15 protein-coding genes, 1 tRNA gene and 1 pseudogene are annotated in these 17,133 nt (G+C 42.1%); 10 read left to right on the forward strand and 7 right to left on the reverse strand.

Features of this window, described 5'->3' with window-relative positions; translation table 11 throughout:
- Positions 1-16: 16 nt before the first annotated feature.
- From L0657_RS26775 to L0657_RS26805, 7 genes are all read left to right on the forward strand, one after another.
- The gene (locus L0657_RS26775; protein WP_235153888.1) at positions 17-1,222 is read left to right on the forward strand and encodes a dipeptidase; all 1,206 of its coding nucleotides are present in this window, start codon (positions 17-19) and stop codon (positions 1,220-1,222) included.
- A 163-nt stretch (positions 1,223-1,385) separates the two neighbouring features.
- Positions 1,386-3,383, forward strand: a complete 1,998-nt coding sequence (glgB, locus tag L0657_RS26780) for a 1,4-alpha-glucan branching protein GlgB (protein ID WP_235153898.1) — start codon at positions 1,386-1,388, stop codon at positions 3,381-3,383.
- A 215-nt stretch (positions 3,384-3,598) separates the two neighbouring features.
- Positions 3,599-3,832 carry a hypothetical protein gene (locus tag L0657_RS26785; protein WP_235153900.1) on the forward strand — a complete coding sequence of 78 codons (234 nt, stop codon included), beginning with the start codon at positions 3,599-3,601 and terminating at the stop codon, positions 3,830-3,832.
- Positions 3,833-3,913: 81 nt separating this feature from the next.
- A complete protein-coding gene (locus tag L0657_RS26790) occupies positions 3,914-4,597 on the forward strand; it encodes a hypothetical protein (protein WP_235153905.1) in 684 nt (227 codons plus the stop codon).
- Between the two features lie 26 nt (positions 4,598-4,623).
- Positions 4,624-5,295 carry an NUDIX domain-containing protein gene (locus L0657_RS26795; protein WP_235153907.1) on the forward strand — a complete coding sequence of 224 codons (672 nt, stop codon included), beginning with the start codon at positions 4,624-4,626 and terminating at the stop codon, positions 5,293-5,295.
- Between the two features lie 103 nt (positions 5,296-5,398).
- Positions 5,399-5,470: transfer RNA gene (locus L0657_RS26800), tRNA-Arg, on the forward strand.
- A 248-nt stretch (positions 5,471-5,718) separates the two neighbouring features.
- On the forward strand, positions 5,719-6,828 hold the full coding sequence (locus L0657_RS26805) for a site-specific integrase (protein WP_235153910.1): 1,110 nt from the start codon (positions 5,719-5,721) through the stop codon (positions 6,826-6,828).
- 262 nt (positions 6,829-7,090) lie between these two features.
- Here the strand turns inward: L0657_RS26805 and L0657_RS26810 are convergent, their stop codons facing one another.
- The 4 genes from L0657_RS26810 to L0657_RS26825 form a co-directional block, all read right to left on the reverse strand.
- Positions 7,091-8,212, reverse strand: coding sequence for an AI-2E family transporter (locus L0657_RS26810; RefSeq protein ID WP_235153912.1), 1,122 nt, complete (start codon positions 8,210-8,212; stop codon positions 7,091-7,093).
- A 116-nt stretch (positions 8,213-8,328) separates the two neighbouring features.
- On the reverse strand, positions 8,329-9,807 hold the full coding sequence (locus L0657_RS26815) for a diadenylate cyclase (RefSeq protein ID WP_235153914.1): 1,479 nt from the start codon (positions 9,805-9,807) through the stop codon (positions 8,329-8,331).
- 114 nt (positions 9,808-9,921) lie between these two features.
- Positions 9,922-10,962: a hypothetical protein gene (locus tag L0657_RS26820; RefSeq protein WP_235153915.1), complete on the reverse strand. Its 1,041-nt coding sequence runs from the start codon at positions 10,960-10,962 to the stop codon at positions 9,922-9,924.
- A 91-nt stretch (positions 10,963-11,053) separates the two neighbouring features.
- Entirely contained in the window at positions 11,054-11,416 is a 363-nt protein-coding gene (locus L0657_RS26825) for a YtxH domain-containing protein (RefSeq protein ID WP_235153917.1), read from the reverse strand.
- Positions 11,417-12,439: 1,023 nt separating this feature from the next.
- Between L0657_RS26825 and L0657_RS26830 the strand changes: the two genes are divergently transcribed.
- Positions 12,440-12,901, forward strand: coding sequence for a peroxiredoxin (locus L0657_RS26830; protein WP_235153919.1), 462 nt, complete (start codon positions 12,440-12,442; stop codon positions 12,899-12,901).
- Between the two features lie 546 nt (positions 12,902-13,447).
- On the opposite strand, the gene L0657_RS26835 is transcribed toward L0657_RS26830, so the two are convergent.
- Positions 13,448-14,875 (reverse strand): T9SS type A sorting domain-containing protein, encoded by a 1,428-nt coding sequence (locus L0657_RS26835; protein WP_235153925.1) that lies wholly within the window; start codon positions 14,873-14,875, stop codon positions 13,448-13,450.
- 147 nt (positions 14,876-15,022) lie between these two features.
- On the reverse strand, positions 15,023-15,721 hold the full coding sequence (locus tag L0657_RS26840; protein ID WP_235153927.1) for a hypothetical protein: 699 nt from the start codon (positions 15,719-15,721) through the stop codon (positions 15,023-15,025).
- Between the two features lie 162 nt (positions 15,722-15,883).
- Between L0657_RS26840 and L0657_RS26845 the strand changes: the two genes are divergently transcribed.
- Complete coding sequence (locus L0657_RS26845) at positions 15,884-16,108, forward strand: hypothetical protein (RefSeq protein WP_235153929.1); 225 nt, start codon at positions 15,884-15,886, stop codon at positions 16,106-16,108.
- 82 nt (positions 16,109-16,190) lie between these two features.
- A complete protein-coding gene (locus tag L0657_RS26850) occupies positions 16,191-16,469 on the forward strand; it encodes a hypothetical protein (RefSeq protein ID WP_235153939.1) in 279 nt (92 codons plus the stop codon).
- A 554-nt stretch (positions 16,470-17,023) separates the two neighbouring features.
- Here the strand turns inward: L0657_RS26850 and L0657_RS26855 are convergent.
- A pseudogene (locus tag L0657_RS26855) lies at positions 17,024-17,133 on the reverse strand (IS982 family transposase); the annotation flags it as partial.

The following is a 17,133-nucleotide window of genomic DNA, read 5'->3' on the forward strand; positions in this document are numbered from 1 at the left end:
TACATTATTACTACTTATGAAAAAGCTGTTACTTCTCCTAGCTCTGCCTTTAATATCGCAAGCCCAGACAAATCCGGATGCTATCAAGGAAAAAGCTGCCAAGATTCACGAAAAAGCGTTGACTATCGACACGCATGCGGATGTGCCGATTAACATGATGAAAGAAGGGTTTGATGTTGCGATTGAACATGATTATGCAAAGGACGGTTCTCAAATCGATTTTCCGAGAATGAAAAAAGGTGGCATGGACGGCATGTTTTTCGCAGTTTATTTAGGACAGGGAAAACGTTCTCCGGAGACCAATGCCGAAGCAAAGAAAAAGGCGTTAGCGATTTTTGATAAAATTCATGATGCCGTTAAGAAAAATCCGGAAGTTGCCGGTATTGCTACCACACGTGCGGATGCTTACAGATTGCAAAAAGAAGGCAAAAGGGCGGTTTTTATAGGTATGGAAAATGGCTGGCCGGTTAATAACGATCTTGCCAACCTTAAACTGTACTATGATCTTGGTCTTCGATATATCACACTCTCTCATTCGGCAAACAACGATATCGCCGATTCTTCAACAGATCCCGACGGACCGGAATGGAACGGTTTGAGCCCTTTTGGAGAGCAAGTTGTGAAAGAAATGAACCGTTTGGGAATGATGGTGGATATTTCTCACGTATCTGATTCAACCTTTTATGATGTTATTAAATTGACGAAAGTACCGGTTATTGCTTCCCATTCGTCTTGCCGCGCGCTGTGTGATGTGCCAAGAAATATGACAGATGACATGATCAAAACTTTGGCTAAAAATGGTGGTGTGATACAGATCAATTTTGTTCCCGGTTTCGTGAAAAAGCCTTCGATGCAGCAGGAGCTGTCTGTGAAGGCGCTTCGTTTGAAACTGCGTCAAACCGATCTTTCGCCGGAAGATAGAAAGGCGCTTTTTGAAGAAATGAAGGCAAATTCAAAGAAATACGAGTCAGATATGCCGACGATCGTAGATGCTGTCAATCATATCGAGCACGTTATAAAGCTAACCAGTGTAGATCACGTGGGGATTGGCATGGATCTTGATGGCGGTGGAAGGGTAAAAGGACTGGATGATGTGAGCCAGATTGGTGTGATCACAGAGGAACTTGTTCGCCGTGGTTATTCAGCGAAAGATATCGAGAAGATATGGGGCGGAAATATCATGCGGGTATTAGAAGCAGTTGAAAAGGGGAAAACGATGTAACAAAAGTACTTTGGCATTGGTTTTTTAGATGAGATATGAAATAATAGATACATTTTAAGAAATAGTTTAATAAAATTGTAAATTGAAGCGATTACGGACGGGAGCTAACAACTCCCCGGTAGTCCATACTCTCATCCGATTATTGTAAATTGTATATTAACCAATGACTAAGTCAACAAGTAAAAATAAAAAGAATGCGTCCCAAGCGCCTTCGGTGGACCAGGAATTGGTTTCGGTGGAAAAGCCTGATTTGAAGCCAGTAGAAACCCTTACCCGTTTTACAGACTTCGACATTCACTTGTTTAAGCAGGGGAAACATTTCAAGTTATATGAAAAACTGGGTTCCCATGTCATGGACTTTCAGGGCGTTACGGGAACCTATTTTGCAGTTTGGGCACCAAATGCCTCGTCCATTGCAGTGATCGGGAACTTTAACGGTTGGAATAAAGGAGAACACCGACTCGCACCACGTTGGGACAGTTCCGGAATCTGGGAAGGATGGATTCCTAACATCGGTGTCGGCGAAGTCTACAAATATTATATTGTTACAAATGACGGCCAGCACCTGGAAAAATCTGACCCGTTTGCATTGTGGTGCGAAGTGGCTCCCAGAACTGCCTCCATTGTTTGGGATACCTGGTATGAGTGGAACGATGCGGAATGGCTTAAAACCAGAAAAGAAAAAAATAAATTAAATGCACCGATTTCGGTGTACGAGGTGCATTTAGGATCCTGGCAACGCGACCCGTCGGATCCCGAGCGTTTCCTGACTTATAAGGAAATTGCAGAAACGCTTGTTCCTTATGTAAAGGAAATGGGCTTTACGCACGTAGAGCTGATGCCGATCATGGAACATCCGTATCCGCCTTCGTGGGGATATCAGATCACAGGATATTTTTCCTGCGCGTCCCGGATGGGAACACCGCAAGAGCTTATGTATCTGATTGATCGGTTGCACCAGGAAGGAATTGGTGTTTATGTGGACTGGGTTCCTTCGCATTTTCCAGGTGATGCCCACGGACTTTTCCGTTTCGACGGAACGTCACTTTACGAACATGAAGATCCTAGAAAAGGATACCACCCGGATTGGAAAAGTTACATATTCAATTATGGCAGAAACGAAGTTCGTTCATTCTTGATAAGCAACGCTATTTTCTGGATGGATCGTTATCATACCGATGGTCTTCGTGTGGATGCGGTTGCTTCCATGTTATATCTTGATTATTCAAGAAAACACGGCGAATGGATTCCGAACGAATTTGGCGGTCGCGAGAATCTTGAAGCGATCTCCTTGCTTCGTGACATGAACATCGCGGCGTATTCTGAGTTTCCAGATATTCAAAGCATTGCAGAAGAATCCACAGCATTTCCTGGCGTATCCCGTCCGGTGTTTGTCGGCGGGCTTGGTTTTGGTATGAAATGGATGATGGGTTGGATGAACGACACTTTGAAATATTTCGAGAAAGATCCAGCTTTCCGTAAATGGCATCAGGACCAGCTGACATTTAGTTTAGTTTATGCTTTCTCTGAAAACTTCATGCTACCGTTTTCCCACGATGAAGTGGTTTACGGGAAGAAATCGCTTATTAATAAAATGCCCGGCGATGAGTGGCAGAAGTTTGCGAATTTGAGGTTGATGTTCAGTTATATGTTCACGCATCCGGGAACAAAACTTATGTTCATGGGTTGTGAATTTGGACAAACGTCTGAATGGAACTTTGAACAAAGTCTTGACTGGCATTTGCTCGATTTTGCTCCACATAAAGGAATGAAGGAATGCGTGAAGGCGTTGAACAAGATTTACAAAACTGAAATTGCGCTATCGGAATATTCATTCTCTAGCGAAGGTTTTGAGTGGATTGATACACAGGACAGAGAAAATTCTGTTTTGGTATATGCAAGAAAATCTTCAGATCCTGCGCATAATCTTGTTATAGTTCTTAATCTGACAGCAGTTCCAAGACCGGATTATAGAGTAGGTGTTTTAACGGGAGGTTTGTGGGAAGAAGTTTTCAATTCTGATGATTTGCTGTATTACGGAAGTGGACAGTTAAATGCTCAGCCTGTAAAAGCTGAAAACCAGTTATGGCATGGGAAGGACTTTTCGGTGAAATTAAATCTTCCGCCTATGGCTGCGGTGATACTTAAAAAGAAGTTATAGTTGTCAATATTGTTATTGTGCAACTTGCGGAAAAAGTAGCCGTTGGATAAGAATACGTCAAATTTAAATTAAGAAATTTAAAAAACAGGAATAAGTTAAAGGCAGAGACATCTCTGCCTTATTTTTTTAGACTATATTTGAAAATCTATATTTTCGAAATGGAAAGGGATATTTGAAAAATAGAATTTTACATATCAACAAACTTGCTAATCGCCATGACAAAGGAAATCGAAGACGCGCTCTTGTTATTCCTTACAGCGGATGACAGAAACTTTATAGAATTTCCTGCCGAAAGCCAGGATCAATTCCAGGAAGCGACAGAATTATTAAGGAAAGAAGGACTGGTGACAGTCACAATAATGGAAGAAGACGGAATTAACATAACAGCCAGTCTGACTGAGAACGGATTAAGTGAAATTCATAAAATAAGAGAAAAGAGAAATGTCTGACAAGGCTGATGATTTAATTAAAAGCCTTGAACCTGTTTTTTTACATTTCTTTATCTTTACGTCAGCATAATTATTAAAAAAATGAAAATTTTAAGACTATCAGTAGTATTATTTTTGTTGAGTACCGCTATTTCTAATGCGCAATATACGTCTCGGGTGACTTCCGGAATAGATCTGGGAACGGGTTATTACGACAAGGAATGGGCACCTTCTGCGATGTATCATCAGGAATTAAGTGTTAAGGCTTTTCCATGGTTCAATCTTGGGTGGGGCGTGCGTACGGCAGCATACTATACGGGTGACAAAACGCTAGTACCCGACAATTTACAATCAAAAGGAGATTCATTGAAATTTGGCAGACTTTCTTCCAATTCTTTAAGTGTGCTTTTCGGCATTTCTTTGAAATTTGGGAAATTAGATATCGGCGCGAACACGGATATTATGGGAATTGCGATCGGCGTAAAGCGGAATGGATATTATGTAAAAAATGCTTTTCCAACTGGTGAAAGTTCAGATTATTACAATAGCAATGTCCCGAGTTCACCGAACTTTTTCAACGTTGTTCCACTGGCATTTGAAAAAAATAGCGGACAGTCAGAGGTGTTCGTACGTTACTGGATTACTGAAAGGGTTGGCGTAAAACTTGGATATGTTCACGGACGTCAGACGTACAAAACCGACGTTAAGCTTGACAACAATCAGAACATGTTTTCCACCACCTACGATATGCCTTATGTCGCAGTATCTTTCCCGTTGTATAACTAAAATTCAACATTTATAGCGAAGTCAATATGAGTGAGAAACTTGTTGATTCCCACAAATACAACTTGTGGAAAGGAAATCTAGAAAAAAACGGTCTTGACATTCACGGCATAGAAGAGGTTTATTCCCGGAGAAATGGAAACGGTGAAATTCTGTTTTCTCTGCTGATGACTGACGCAACCACGCCAGAGGGTGATAAGATTCCTCCAATCTGTTTTCTAAAAGGAGAGGTTGTTTGTGTACTGATTTGTTTCATTGAAAAAGAGACAAGAGAAAAATTTCTACTTCTGGTTCGTCAACGCAGAATTTGTGATGGATCATTAACTTATGAACATCCAGCTGGAATGCTGGATAGTGAAAGCGATGCGGCCTCTGTTGCTGCCCGTGAGGTTTTTGAGGAAACAGGGATCAGCATTCCGAAGGAGGAGCTGGTCGAACTAAATAAAGATCCTTTCTTCCCTTCAACAGGAACGAGTGACGAGGCGATGTATTTGTTTTACAGCGAAATAGAATTGACCTCTGAGCAAATTGCTTCATATCATAATCAAACGCAAGGCTTAATATCTGATCATGAGTTTATTACTACGCATGTAGTTCCATTCACTGAGGGTCATAAATTGATTACGAACGTAAATGGAATCCTGCTTGATTACATGTATCTGAAACATGTGGAAGACTGGGAGTTGATGAAAAAAATATAATTCGCACCGTTAACGTCATTATTTTGAACAATTTCTTTTAATCAGTAACAAGAAATCAAAATAGAAACTATATTTGCACCCCGTTACAGGCTTTATGCCGCCCGCACCCATAGTTCAATGGATAGAATTTCGGTTTCCGGTACCGACGATATGAGTTCGAATCTCGTTGGGTGCACTGAATGACATAACAAAAACAAACAAAACCCTGCAAATCAATGATTTACAGGGTTTTTGTTTTTTGAAAATGCGTCAAAATATTCAATATTTCGCAATATGATGGTGAGTAAATCGAGAGTCACATACTTCGAAAAAAATGACTCACCAGAATGTGTGTAATTTATTGTTTATCAGCTTGTTTACCTCGTTTACATCTTGTTTTTTTTGTGCTGCAAACCTACTTTTATTCACTTAAAAAAGTATGTTATGCTTAGTAAAACATTCACATTACTGTTCTATTTAAAAAAGCCGAAGAATTATGTTGATGGTAGAATGCCGATTTATATGCGTTTTACCATTGACAGACAACGTATTGAAATTGCTACTAAACGCGAATGCGAGCCAGAAAAATGGAATGCATCTGCGGGAAGGAAGGTAGGTCAAAAAGAAGATGTTCGTGCGCTTAATGCTTTTTTAGATTCTTTGCAAACAAAGGTTTATGAGGCGCAACGCAGCCTTGTTGACAATGGAAAGTCTGTTACTGCTGGTAGTATTAAAGATATCCTCACTGGGGTAGCCGATAGACCGAGAATGATTATGGAAATTTTCAAGGAGCACAATGAGGAAATGTTTGCCTTGGTAGGAAAGGATTTCGCAAAGGGCACCTATAATCGCTATGAGGCTGCTATGCGAAACGTTCAGGAATTCTTGATTTATAAATACAAGGTAGAGAACGTTTGTTTAGACAAACTGGATTACGGCCTTATTTCGGCTAATGCATTTTATCTTAAACATAAACAAAATATTTCGCATAATACGACTATGGAGTATCTGTTATATCTCAAAAAGATAGTCTTGATATTTGTAAAAAATGGTTGGATTGTTCGTGATCCGTTCTTTGCTTTCAGCATGGCAAAACAGGAAGTGGATCGAAGACCACTGGATGAAAATGAATTAAAGGCAATTGAAACAAAAGAATTTCCAAACGAAAGGTTGAGGAAGGTAAGGGACATATTTTTGTTCTGTTGTCATACAGGGCTCTCTTACTTAAACGTTCAAAAGCTAAAAAGGTCAGAGATGATAGACTGGTTAGATGGCAAAAAGTGGTTATCCATCAATCGTCAGAAGACTGATGCTCCTTCACGAATCCCGTTGCTGCAATTACCTTTGGAGATTTTGGACCGTTATGCAGATCATTTACATTGCCAGGCGCAGGATAAATTACTTCCGGTTATGACAAATCAGCGAATGAATTCATACCTCAAACAAATCGCGGATGTCTGCGTAATTGAAAGAGACATCACATTTCATTTGGCACGTCATACGTTCGCAACAACGGTAACGCTTTCTAATGATGTTCCGATTGAAAGCGTATGAAAAATGTTGGGTTATAAAGACCTAAGAACAACACAACATTACGCAAAAATTGTGGATAAGAAGGTGGGTAATGACATGGAAGACCTACGTAGAAAATTGGAAATAAAATCTTAAATATGACCGCTAGTACGATTACCGCTGGCTCTACTGCTGATTGAAAGATGCAAATTTCTTAATAGCCCGTAAAATAAAGGTTTACGGGCTATTTCGTTTCTTTCTTGTACCATGATCGAGGTATCTATTTATTTGCACCTTTAATTGGTTACATACCCGTGTCTCTCCCCCGGTTATGCTCATCTTCGACGACTTCCCGAATAGCAGGTTTTGATTTTGGGTCGCTATCATCTTCCCCTAAAAGCATTCCCCATGGATTAAGACCATTTACCCGGTCAAAGATCACTTTGAAGATGGCTATAATGGGAATAGACAGGAACATTCCGGTAATGCCCCAGATCATCTCGCCAAGAACGAGGCCGATCAGCGCAACAAGTGTGTTGATCTTTACTTTCGAACCGACGATTTTTGGCATAATATAATTGCTGTCGATCAGGTGAATTACCACAATGGCGATGGCGACGAAGAACAACTGGCTCGTTCCGGCAGTAGCGAAGGTGATCAGGCTGGATAAGATCAGAGCGGTGAGAATCCCGATATATGGGATAAGGTTCAAAATGCCGGTGATCAGTCCGAGCAGGAAACCATATTTCACACCCAGGACCCAAAAGGCTATGCAAGTAAGTCCTGTTACCAATAGCATTTGCAGGAATAATCCGAATATGTATTTTTTTACTATGTACTGAATCTGATTCACAATGTCGTAGACCACAATACTATGCTCCTGGTCAAATACTGAGACAAGAAACCTGAGCAGCAACCTTCGGTGCAACAGAATAAAGAATGTGTATAAGAACGTGAAAACCAAAAAAAGCAAGACTGAGGAAACTGACAGGATCGTATGTCCCAGAATGCTGGTGCCAGTGTTCACCGCCTTTGACGCTGAATCATTGATGTAGTTCATTTGCTCCTCACTATCTACATGAAATGTTACTTCGATCCATTTTTGCAGATCTACCGTTGTGTCGAGCACCTGCTGCTTGAATGCAGGCCAGTCCTGAGCGAGTGCAGTCAGCTGGGAGCCTAACAGGAAAAATACACCTGCGATAGCAACGATTAGCGCCAACAACGAAAACAGTGAGGATAGTGCCCGGGGCAGGCGTAGACGGTGCTCCAGAAATACACAGGACGGCAAAAGCAAGAGTGAAAAAAGCAGTGCAAAAATGAGCGGTGCCAGCAATGTCTGACCGATAATGGCGATGTAAACCAGGCAGATGATGCTGATCAGGATCTGAGCGAGGCGTGTGTAAAATGGGGTAGTGATGATCATATTTTTGTTTTTAATCTTATTGTTTGTTCATGTTACTTTGGAGAAAGCCTGTCTGTTACGGAATGCTTACGAACAGTTCATACGATTTTCCCGATACGTGTGAATAGATTTTGGATCTATTCATTAGGAATCAAATTGATCATCCCGTCCTCTGAAATAATAATGATCAATATTGAATGCTTTGGGCGATTGGTACTAAAATACCGGATAGCTGAATTATACCGGGCTCCGCGTGAGGCATCACCCTGTTTGTCTGAGACAATGCCGTCCAGGATTACACCGATTGCATGACAAACACAATCCTGATCGAGCAGCACGGCGCCGTCAATCGCTGTGATTTGGTTAACCAGCTCCTGGGTAAGCACTAACGGTTCTACTTTAAAACACTGGTTGGCAAGCCGTTTCGATTCGGATTTGGCATGATCAGATATGACGATCATCGTCCCGGCCTTTTGCTTGGTTGCACTTAACGTAATCTCCCAAAGCCGTTCAATTTCAGATGCATTCAGACCTTTGAACACCTGATTGACCTGGGCTGTAAAGTAACTGTGGTCAATGCCTTCCATCCGTATTTTTGGCAGTCCATGGCAAACCGATAACAACGGGCTTTCATCGTGAAGCAGCTCCCATTTGTAATGACCTTTGAAATTTATGCAATACAGTGAATTTTGCTTAGGATTGTAATTGCCACGCGCCCTGCCCAAACCCAGTAAATGTTGTCCATCACAAACCACGCAACTGTTTTGGTCGCCTAGCTCTAAAAGTTTGCGGACTTTTCGGGAATCGTTTAACGGGATAGGTTTTGACAAGCGGAGCGTAAAGACAATATTAGTATGGCCTTCTTTGGCTAGCAAGATTTTGCCGATTGCATCTCTCCCTTCATACCGAAGCATTGACACGTTATCTATGGCATCGAAGAGGCTGATCTGGTCTGGTCTGAATTCAATGCTGTCCTCGATAGTAGTCATGAAATCACGTCCTGCGCTTTTAAGTAATTCTTCCGCAGACCGGTCTATAAACCGCTTTCTGAACTGGCTTTCCTGTAAATGACCCCTGCATTCCGATAAAAACACGCTGATTGCACTTTCAATAACGGAGTGGCTGGGCGAGGTCTGGCCGTCATTTTCTGATCTTTGAAGCGTAAAATACCGGGCAATAACCTCACGGGGCAGTGTCAGGATGATAAACACTAGGTAGGGACCTATTTCACAAGGCGCTGAAACGTGTAGCTGCTTATCTTCAAAAGCCGGCAGGGCGATGAGCAGTTTCTGCACAGCCAGCTTGTACCCGCGAAAACGAGCACGGTCAATCTGGCTTCCCGTCACCTTTTTTCGCGAGCTTTTAATCCTGCTTGTCCCTGTACTGATGCCCAGCTGCCGGGCAAGTACATGGATCTGGATAAAGTCATTAATCTCAAGAATGGAGTCGGCTTGCTCCAAAAAAAGCGACGTTTCGTTTACCGGTTTTTCAGGGTCGACGCCCAAAAGCGAAACCTGGGGCAACAGCCCCGGATCAAGTAAAGAGAAAAATTTTCCGGCTGCACTTTCTATCGACTTTTGACATGATTTCTGCCGGTTCCAGTGAAGATTGGACATACTCTAAACTAATATGAGATTTAAAAACAATCGTGCGCCCGCCATGCCTGACGGGGTATCTGGCAAATAAAACTGGACACACTATTCGTGTCCTGTTTTATTTGGTTTATTGAGTTACCGTAGGCTACCGACCGGTTCGTCAAAGCGATTTGGATCGCCTTGCGACTGTGTCCCAATTTTTGCTCCGTAGCAAGCGGCGGCCACGCCGATGACCAAACCTAGAAATCCAAAAATTGCTGCCTTTGAAGCTGCCGCAGCCGCATCATCGGCGAGTTGCCGTGCTTTCACTTCTGCGTCTTTTTTCGCCTGTTCAATTTTGACCTGTGCCTGTTTGTAGGTATTGATCCAGTTGTCAACGATTTGCTCCGATTCCTGCTGCGTTTTCCCAGTTCTTTTCATTACCACATTTACAGCGTCATGTCGGTCAATTTGTGATACAGTTGCCTGGCCTTCCTTAAAAAGATTTTTGAATACGCTGCCGGCAATATCATCCGCATTGCCCGGATCTGCGGCGGCGTTTTCTGCTGCATTGCCGGCTTTATCAGCCGCACGGCCAGCTTTCTGTTCCAGCTTGTCAGGGTTCAATGCCGGGTCACCAGTCTGGCGCAGCAACTTGTTTGCCTCACTCTTCAGGTCAGAAAGATCCAGCTTATTTATATCAACACCTTCATTCTTCAATTGGCCCTGAATTGCATCGCCCATACCGGGAGCGGCTGCTGCAATGCCCGCACCCGCCGTCTTTACCAAACCCCCAACCAGTCTCCCCGTTCCGCCGATAATGCTGCCGATCGTGGTGGTCAAAAAGTAGATAGTTAACAGCGTAACCAAACACCAGGTGAGTACACCATGCAGGATCCCATCGAACAAACGGGGAGCACTGGCCAGCCGGCCGGCAACCCAGCTTCCGGCAAAAAGGGAGATCAAACTTGAAATGATATACCAGATAGCACTGCCGATCCCTAATCCAGCTGCCGGATTCTTTTCCTCAATGGCGTCAATTGTGCCAAGGCCGATTCCGAAACCCAAAAGCGATAGCAGCATTTGCGTTACAATGGCTACAAGTACGCCAGCAAAAATGGCACTCCATGAAATTCTTTTTAAATAGATAGCTCCGCTGTTTGGAGATGGCTGCGTGTAAATTTTACTATTTTCCATAAATTAGTGGTTTCTTTTTGATGAAGTATTAAATAAAATAAGAAGGTTGCCAGATATTCCTGGCAACCAGACTTCGGGAAGTCGGCAAGATCTAATATCTTTTTTGAAAGCGGTCAACAACTGTTTCAACGCCATCCTCAATTTTATCTTCTGCCTTGCCAGCCAGGTCCTTCACCTTAGATTCAGCATCCCCGGCCGCAGAGTCAACAGCATTTATCGCATCCCCGGCTGCCTTACCTGCCGAATCTTTTGCCTGCTCCCAGCTTCTTGTTAACTTATCTGTCTGCGAGCCGGCCAGGTCTTTGATTTTACCACGCAAAGCCTTGCCTGACTTGGGTGCAAGCAGGATAGCAACGCAGGCACCTATGGTCGCTCCAAGTAGCAGACCTGTGATCAATCCTTCGGTGTGTTCATTTCGGTAATTAAAGTCAAAATCTTTGAATTGAGATTTCATAGTTTGAATGTTTAGTTTGATATTCCCTCTGCCAATAGAAAAAGTATGCCATCTATCTCGCGCTTATATTCCTAAAAGCTCTGTAACTCATTGATAATGATGTAACTATCGGGAACTACAATACGGGATTCTTATGATTAGGATTTGAAATATAGGACGTTATCCAAATAAAGGATGCTCGTAAAGCAACTAAGTCATTGACAGAAATTTTTATTAAAAAAATTTAAAAAGTACAAAGATGTCTCACTTTTAAGTATTGGATTGGCAAAAGGTGAAATGAACAGGGTAGGGGCAGTAGTTGTGGCTACGCAGAATGTAGAAGTTCTAAAATATTAACGATTACTATTTAGGCCATGCCGTAAAGTGTACTATTGTCGGTCTGGGGAGGCAAGAGGGGTGTTGTATCTATTGCGCTGGCATTATCAATAACCTCGGACCCAAACAAAAATCTAATCTTTGCATATCTTCTCGCTGTAAAATCTTGAATGGATTAATAGATTAATCTTTCACCTTTTTAATTGGGGCTTATTATTTCTCATTGATATAAACTTTGTGACAGAATATAGGCTCTCCGTAAATTTTTATACGAAGGGTGAAACTTCCAATTTTAAATCCTGACACGGTTCAGAGTATACTCCCTATGAAAATGTTTCAAGTAGTTACTTCTAATAAATTACTCAAAGATTTGTTACCAAAAAGCACTTGTGATTATCAATTAATCTGGTTTAAATCCTGCACATTATGGGTCAAATCAATGTCTAAATAAAGGCCATCCGGATCGATGTGTATCTCTTCCGGAACGTCCATTATCCTTGATGGTAATGTTTATGAAATAGCAGTCAGCCAGGGTTTTGACTGTCCTTATGCCGAAGAATCCAGATTGATACTTGCGGAAATATTCAAAAAGGATCCTATGCAAAACTTCATGAGACCATTCCTCTCGGGCAACATCTAACCATTGGCTAGCCTGAAAGAAAGTTCAAGAATCTAGGATTGGATCTTTCCCCGAATACATTTAAGCTAATGGTTTTATCTGGCGACGACAGCACTTACTTTGCTAAAACAGGAGATGTTTTCAAGCCTTTTAATGCAAAGGATTTCCTAACACAGGAAGATGTAATTTCTACCAATCTAAGAGGGAAATATGTCTTTATCGATTTTTGGGGCACTTGGTGTAAAGGTTGCGTTGAGCAGCTTCCGGCATTGAGAAATGTGTATAAAAAGGTAAACACAGAGCGTATCGAATTTGTCGGCATAGCAAGTCTGGATGATCCAAAAAGACTTCGCCGATTCCTTGGGAAAATGCCGCTGGAATGGCCGCAGATACTGTCAGACAGTCTTAACGACATGGTAGTGGCCAACAATATAACTAGCTTTCCTTCCAACTTTCTGATAGGTCCTGACGGCAAAATACTACACCGGGATATCAGCAGCTCCGAGCTGGAAAAAGTATTAGCTAGCATAGGATGCATGAAACAGCTTTAATAGGTCAACATGCAGTCATGAGTAGCAAGTGCTTTATCGGTATGAGCCATCTCAAATAATCTCCGTTTACTGGTACCGAAAAACAAATAGATAATAGTAAGTTATAACAAGATTTGTCAGTGGCTAAAAATTGGTTTCAATAACTTAGGGTTTTGGTGCGAAAAAATGGAAAATATGTGATTAATTAATTATCGATTATGTATCATGACCAAATATGGAAGGCTGCCTTAAAGCAATCCAGAATAATCATTTGCTCCGGAGTCCATACTAATCAATAGATAATCGAAAAATTTCGCTGTGGAAACATCTGTGACCGGATATCAATATCCTCCTTGCAACATGTAACTATTGCATATCTCGCTCTCACCGAAAAGATCTGATTATGTGATTTCCGAACGCCTAGGAAATACTGTTATTGGCTAGGAGAAGGATAATTCAATTAACAACCGTCACGGGCAATCCAGTTTTCTTTAGAAGAGCTTTAAATGCGGCCAGCTACAAAAGCATGGCCGCATTTACCATAGTGTACGGATAATGCGTCAAGTATTACTCCTTGATCACTTTTACTGTTTTCCCGTCGGGGGCTTGCAGAAAATAAACGCCTGCTCCATAGCTGCCCAGCGCTACCGAAACAGTTTCAGAGGCGACGTTGATCTTTTGCAGGACAAGCCCGGTCGCGCTGATCAAATGGATCTGCCCACCGATATTGTTTTTTCCAAGTTGTACCGTAGTTATCCCCTTCGACGGATTGGGGTAAGTGATCATCGTTGTTGATTGCCCAAACTCAACACCCTGGATACGGCTGTACGCAAAACTGGCATCCAGATCGATCATTTTGAGCCTGTACAGATTTCGGCCGGCAAGCGGGGAGCTATCTTTGAATGAGTAACTTTGGAAGGCATTGCCGATGTTCACAGCTGATACCGATCCCATTACAAGCCAGTTTTTTCCATCGACGCTCCGCTGTATATCAAATTTTTCGCTGTTGACTTCCGAAGTCGTACTCCATACCAACAATGCTGCATTTTCCTGTTTGGTTACGTTGAATGAGGCCAAGGTAACCGGCAGCGCGCTTTCCGAAATAGCGCCTAGTGTAAAGGGGCTCCAGCTGGAAAGGACTGCGCTGGTAACGCTTCCGGCGCTTATTGTACCGCTGGCGGTCCCGCCTTCGTTCAGCCAGCCTGCGCTGGTTTTGTGGGCTACTTTAAAAACGTTAACATTGGAAGAACTTGTAATCAATGCATTTTTGTAATCATCGTAAAACAAGGTTACTTTTCCCGTAGCCGATCCAATAGGCGAAACGTCCCAGTATTCCTGGTTGTTGTAGGCTTGAAGAGCTGTGTCCGATGCCCCGGTTGTTGTATACGATGCCGCGGCAGCGTCGGCAGGCAGGTAGCCGACCAGCATACCGTTATTGTTGGCTGTCAGATCTAAAAGTATGGGCTGGTATCTTGCACCGTCTCCAACCGGATAGGTAAAGCTTCCGGTGCCTTCTTTTACTACATATCCTTTGACATGGCTGGCGTTATTTGCGGCACTACCTGTGCCGTTGGCGGTAAAAATTACTGCATTGGCCGTGTTAGCTGCTGATATTATCCCATTGGTAAAAGTTAATGTACCATCGACCCTCAGCGAATTGGCAATCGTTACGCCTGCTGAATTGTTTACCGTTACATTTTTGGCCATATAGGGTGCTGTGCCGCTAAGCGTTTGAGCTGCAGTACCATTAAAAGTAAGCGTACCGTTATTTGCCGCTGACATGGCCATATTGTTGGTAATATTGCCAGTTGCGGCTATTGCTCCGTTGTTCGTAAGCGTACTGCCTGTATTGTATTGTGATGCACCATTTACCTGTAAGGTAGCGCCGGTAGAAATGGTAAGGCTTGCACCGTTATTGGTGAGCACCTGCGCAACGACTGCTTTGGTGCTTACAGCAAACAATACAATTAAGGCTGCCTGTATAAATTTTTTCATACCCATAATATTTATTTTTTATTGGTATTTTATTAAGAGATATATGACTGATTTTTAAATTTTATTCTTTTTTCTTACTTGAACGATGGAAAAATCAGTATGAGTGCTGCTTGTTTCATGATGATACTACCCGTGGTAGCGTTTTAATTAAAGGGATACCGGATACCATTTTTGACCGCTGTAAATGAGTGTTAAACCGCGAGTGCTGCTTGTGGGAACCCCAAAGTCAAATAAGTTTGAGGTATCATAATCTATACCGCCCTGCCTGAATTTTTTACCATTTGGATTAACATTAATGTTTGCAGAAGAGGTTTCAGGAAAAATAGATACTTGTTGTCCGGCTACAGGAGCGGATGGTAATGTAATTGTAATAGCACCGCTTGCTACGATAAATTGATTGTTTGTTCCGGATAATGTTGTGCTGGTATTTATGATAGAAGCAGCCAAACTTCCACTTGTAGGGGTTACCCAGGCGGTATTGTAGCTTGTGCCATCTACCTTAGCGAGTACTTGGTTGGCAACACCGCCTGTGGGTACGCCCTGCCCGTTCGTTCCTGTCAATGTAGTCCATGCACTCCCATTATAAAAATAAAAGCCCGGTGTATTATCCGTTTGGTAAATTAATAAACCTGTGGCGGGTGTGCTTACACCGCTTATTTGGTTAATGAGGTTGCGTTGTGCAAGCGTCATACGGGGTACGAGCACTCCCTGAGTAGTGCTGGTCACATCTAACGCTGCACTTGCATCTGGCGTGGGGTTGTTGATACCTACGTTGGTTTGGGCATTTGCAAATTGGCTGGCTGCAAGCAGTAAAGCCGTTAAAAACAGTTGGGATAATTTTCTCATAATTGTAATTGTTATGTTGTTTTTTTCTAGCTGATAAGCGGAAAGTGATATTTCTTTACTCCCTTTTGTGTTGATAATGTACTGGGTAATTTCTGCTGGTTTTCGTTTCGTGAAGACACGAACTGAGGCTGAGGAAATCAGTCAGCCTATTACAACGTTGGAATGATTAAAAATCCTTCCGATCCCAATGCTGCCATGTTTACGTTATTATCCAGGTACGAGCTGGGCGAAAAGTCTGCACAGTTACTGTTGAATTTGAGCAATGCGCTTACCTATTATATGGTAAAAGATAACCTGAAAGAAAAAATTGTACAGCAATACCTTAACACACAGTCTGCCGGGAATTGGCGTCAGAAATCTCAGATTTATTTTCACAAATCTAATTGACTTTAAATCGCCTGCCAGCAAGTATTTTTTAAGATCCCAGTGAAAATTTGTTCCTCTTTTTGGAAAAGCTGACGTAGATAAAATGGCGCAAAGGATTATAACTCAAACAGCAGTCATAGCAGGAATGGAAGATTATTTAGCCTTATTAGAAGAGCTGAAAGAGATCGTAGCTACCAGCTTTGCAGACACATCCAAACTCCTGTCGCTGCCCCAACTTTATTTTTACGGGGGAAAACGTGATTGGTCGAATTATGCGAAATCAACATTACAGTATGGAAAAACAGTCGGTGCAAATGATTGGCAGACCATGTACGAGACAGGCACATATTTAAACACTTTGCCGAAGATAAAGAGACTCTGAAAATTGACATCCAGGTTATGGACACGGTATTGCAACTGCACAAAAATTATGAACACTTATGTATTTATGCCATTCTTCAAAATAAAGCCGGTAATAAAGATTTGGTCCTATCAGATAATAGTCAGTTGATGGTCAATCTTCTACGGAATCGTATGGTCAACGCGTCCGAATTCTCTAGGAACACTCATTTCCAGATCTTTATTGGATTTGATCCTGATAGGCAAACTGCGATAATCATTCTGTCCAATGCGGCAGAGGATGTGACGAGTATTGGCGAAGGGCTCAAACTGCAAGAAGTGAAAATGTGGCTAATTGGCCTCATTAATTTGCATTCTTTCGATTCTGGATTCCAGTGATTTTACAGCGGAGGGGCTCCACTTAGCGCCCGTTATAGTTGTAAACCCCATTTCAGTTAATTGATCTGATATTTTTTGTAAACTGATAGGCCCTTCACTTCTGATTTTTTCTATAACCGGCCTCATTTTGAGCGCGAATTGGTATGAGCGAGCGCTCCTAAGTTTGATTCTGGAATTAAAATAACTCGTTGGGTGAAATTATGTAATCTGAATTTTAATATTGTTGATATTTCTTTGATACACGAATTTGTTGATGTATTGAATCGAGGTTAGAGCTGTTATTTTAGCCAAAATTCTCGTTTTAAAAC

Source organism: Dyadobacter sp. CY345, from assembly GCF_021502725.1.
GTDB lineage: Bacteria > Bacteroidota > Bacteroidia > Cytophagales > Spirosomataceae > Dyadobacter.

Coding starts and splice junctions, on each gene's coding strand:
- L0657_RS26825 (WP_235153917.1), bottom strand. CDS start 11,416: ATGAAATCTCAATTCAAAGATTTTGACTTTAATTACCGAAATGAACAC.
- L0657_RS26815 (WP_235153914.1), bottom strand. CDS start 9,807: ATGTCCAATCTTCACTGGAACCGGCAGAAATCATGTCAAAAGTCGATA.
- L0657_RS26845 (WP_235153929.1), top strand. CDS start 15,884: ATGATTAAAAATCCTTCCGATCCCAATGCTGCCATGTTTACGTTATTA.
- L0657_RS26840 (WP_235153927.1), bottom strand. CDS start 15,721: ATGAGAAAATTATCCCAACTGTTTTTAACGGCTTTACTGCTTGCAGCC.
- L0657_RS26775 (WP_235153888.1), top strand. CDS start 17: ATGAAAAAGCTGTTACTTCTCCTAGCTCTGCCTTTAATATCGCAAGCC.
- L0657_RS26795 (WP_235153907.1), top strand. CDS start 4,624: ATGAGTGAGAAACTTGTTGATTCCCACAAATACAACTTGTGGAAAGGA.
- L0657_RS26805 (WP_235153910.1), top strand. CDS start 5,719: ATGCTTAGTAAAACATTCACATTACTGTTCTATTTAAAAAAGCCGAAG.
- L0657_RS26820 (WP_235153915.1), bottom strand. CDS start 10,962: ATGGAAAATAGTAAAATTTACACGCAGCCATCTCCAAACAGCGGAGCT.
- L0657_RS26830 (WP_235153919.1), top strand. CDS start 12,440: ATGGTTTTATCTGGCGACGACAGCACTTACTTTGCTAAAACAGGAGAT.
- L0657_RS26785 (WP_235153900.1), top strand. CDS start 3,599: ATGACAAAGGAAATCGAAGACGCGCTCTTGTTATTCCTTACAGCGGAT.
- L0657_RS26790 (WP_235153905.1), top strand. CDS start 3,914: ATGAAAATTTTAAGACTATCAGTAGTATTATTTTTGTTGAGTACCGCT.
- L0657_RS26850 (WP_235153939.1), top strand. CDS start 16,191: ATGGCGCAAAGGATTATAACTCAAACAGCAGTCATAGCAGGAATGGAA.
- glgB (WP_235153898.1), top strand. CDS start 1,386: ATGACTAAGTCAACAAGTAAAAATAAAAAGAATGCGTCCCAAGCGCCT.
- L0657_RS26835 (WP_235153925.1), bottom strand. CDS start 14,875: ATGAAAAAATTTATACAGGCAGCCTTAATTGTATTGTTTGCTGTAAGC.
- L0657_RS26810 (WP_235153912.1), bottom strand. CDS start 8,212: ATGATCATCACTACCCCATTTTACACACGCCTCGCTCAGATCCTGATC.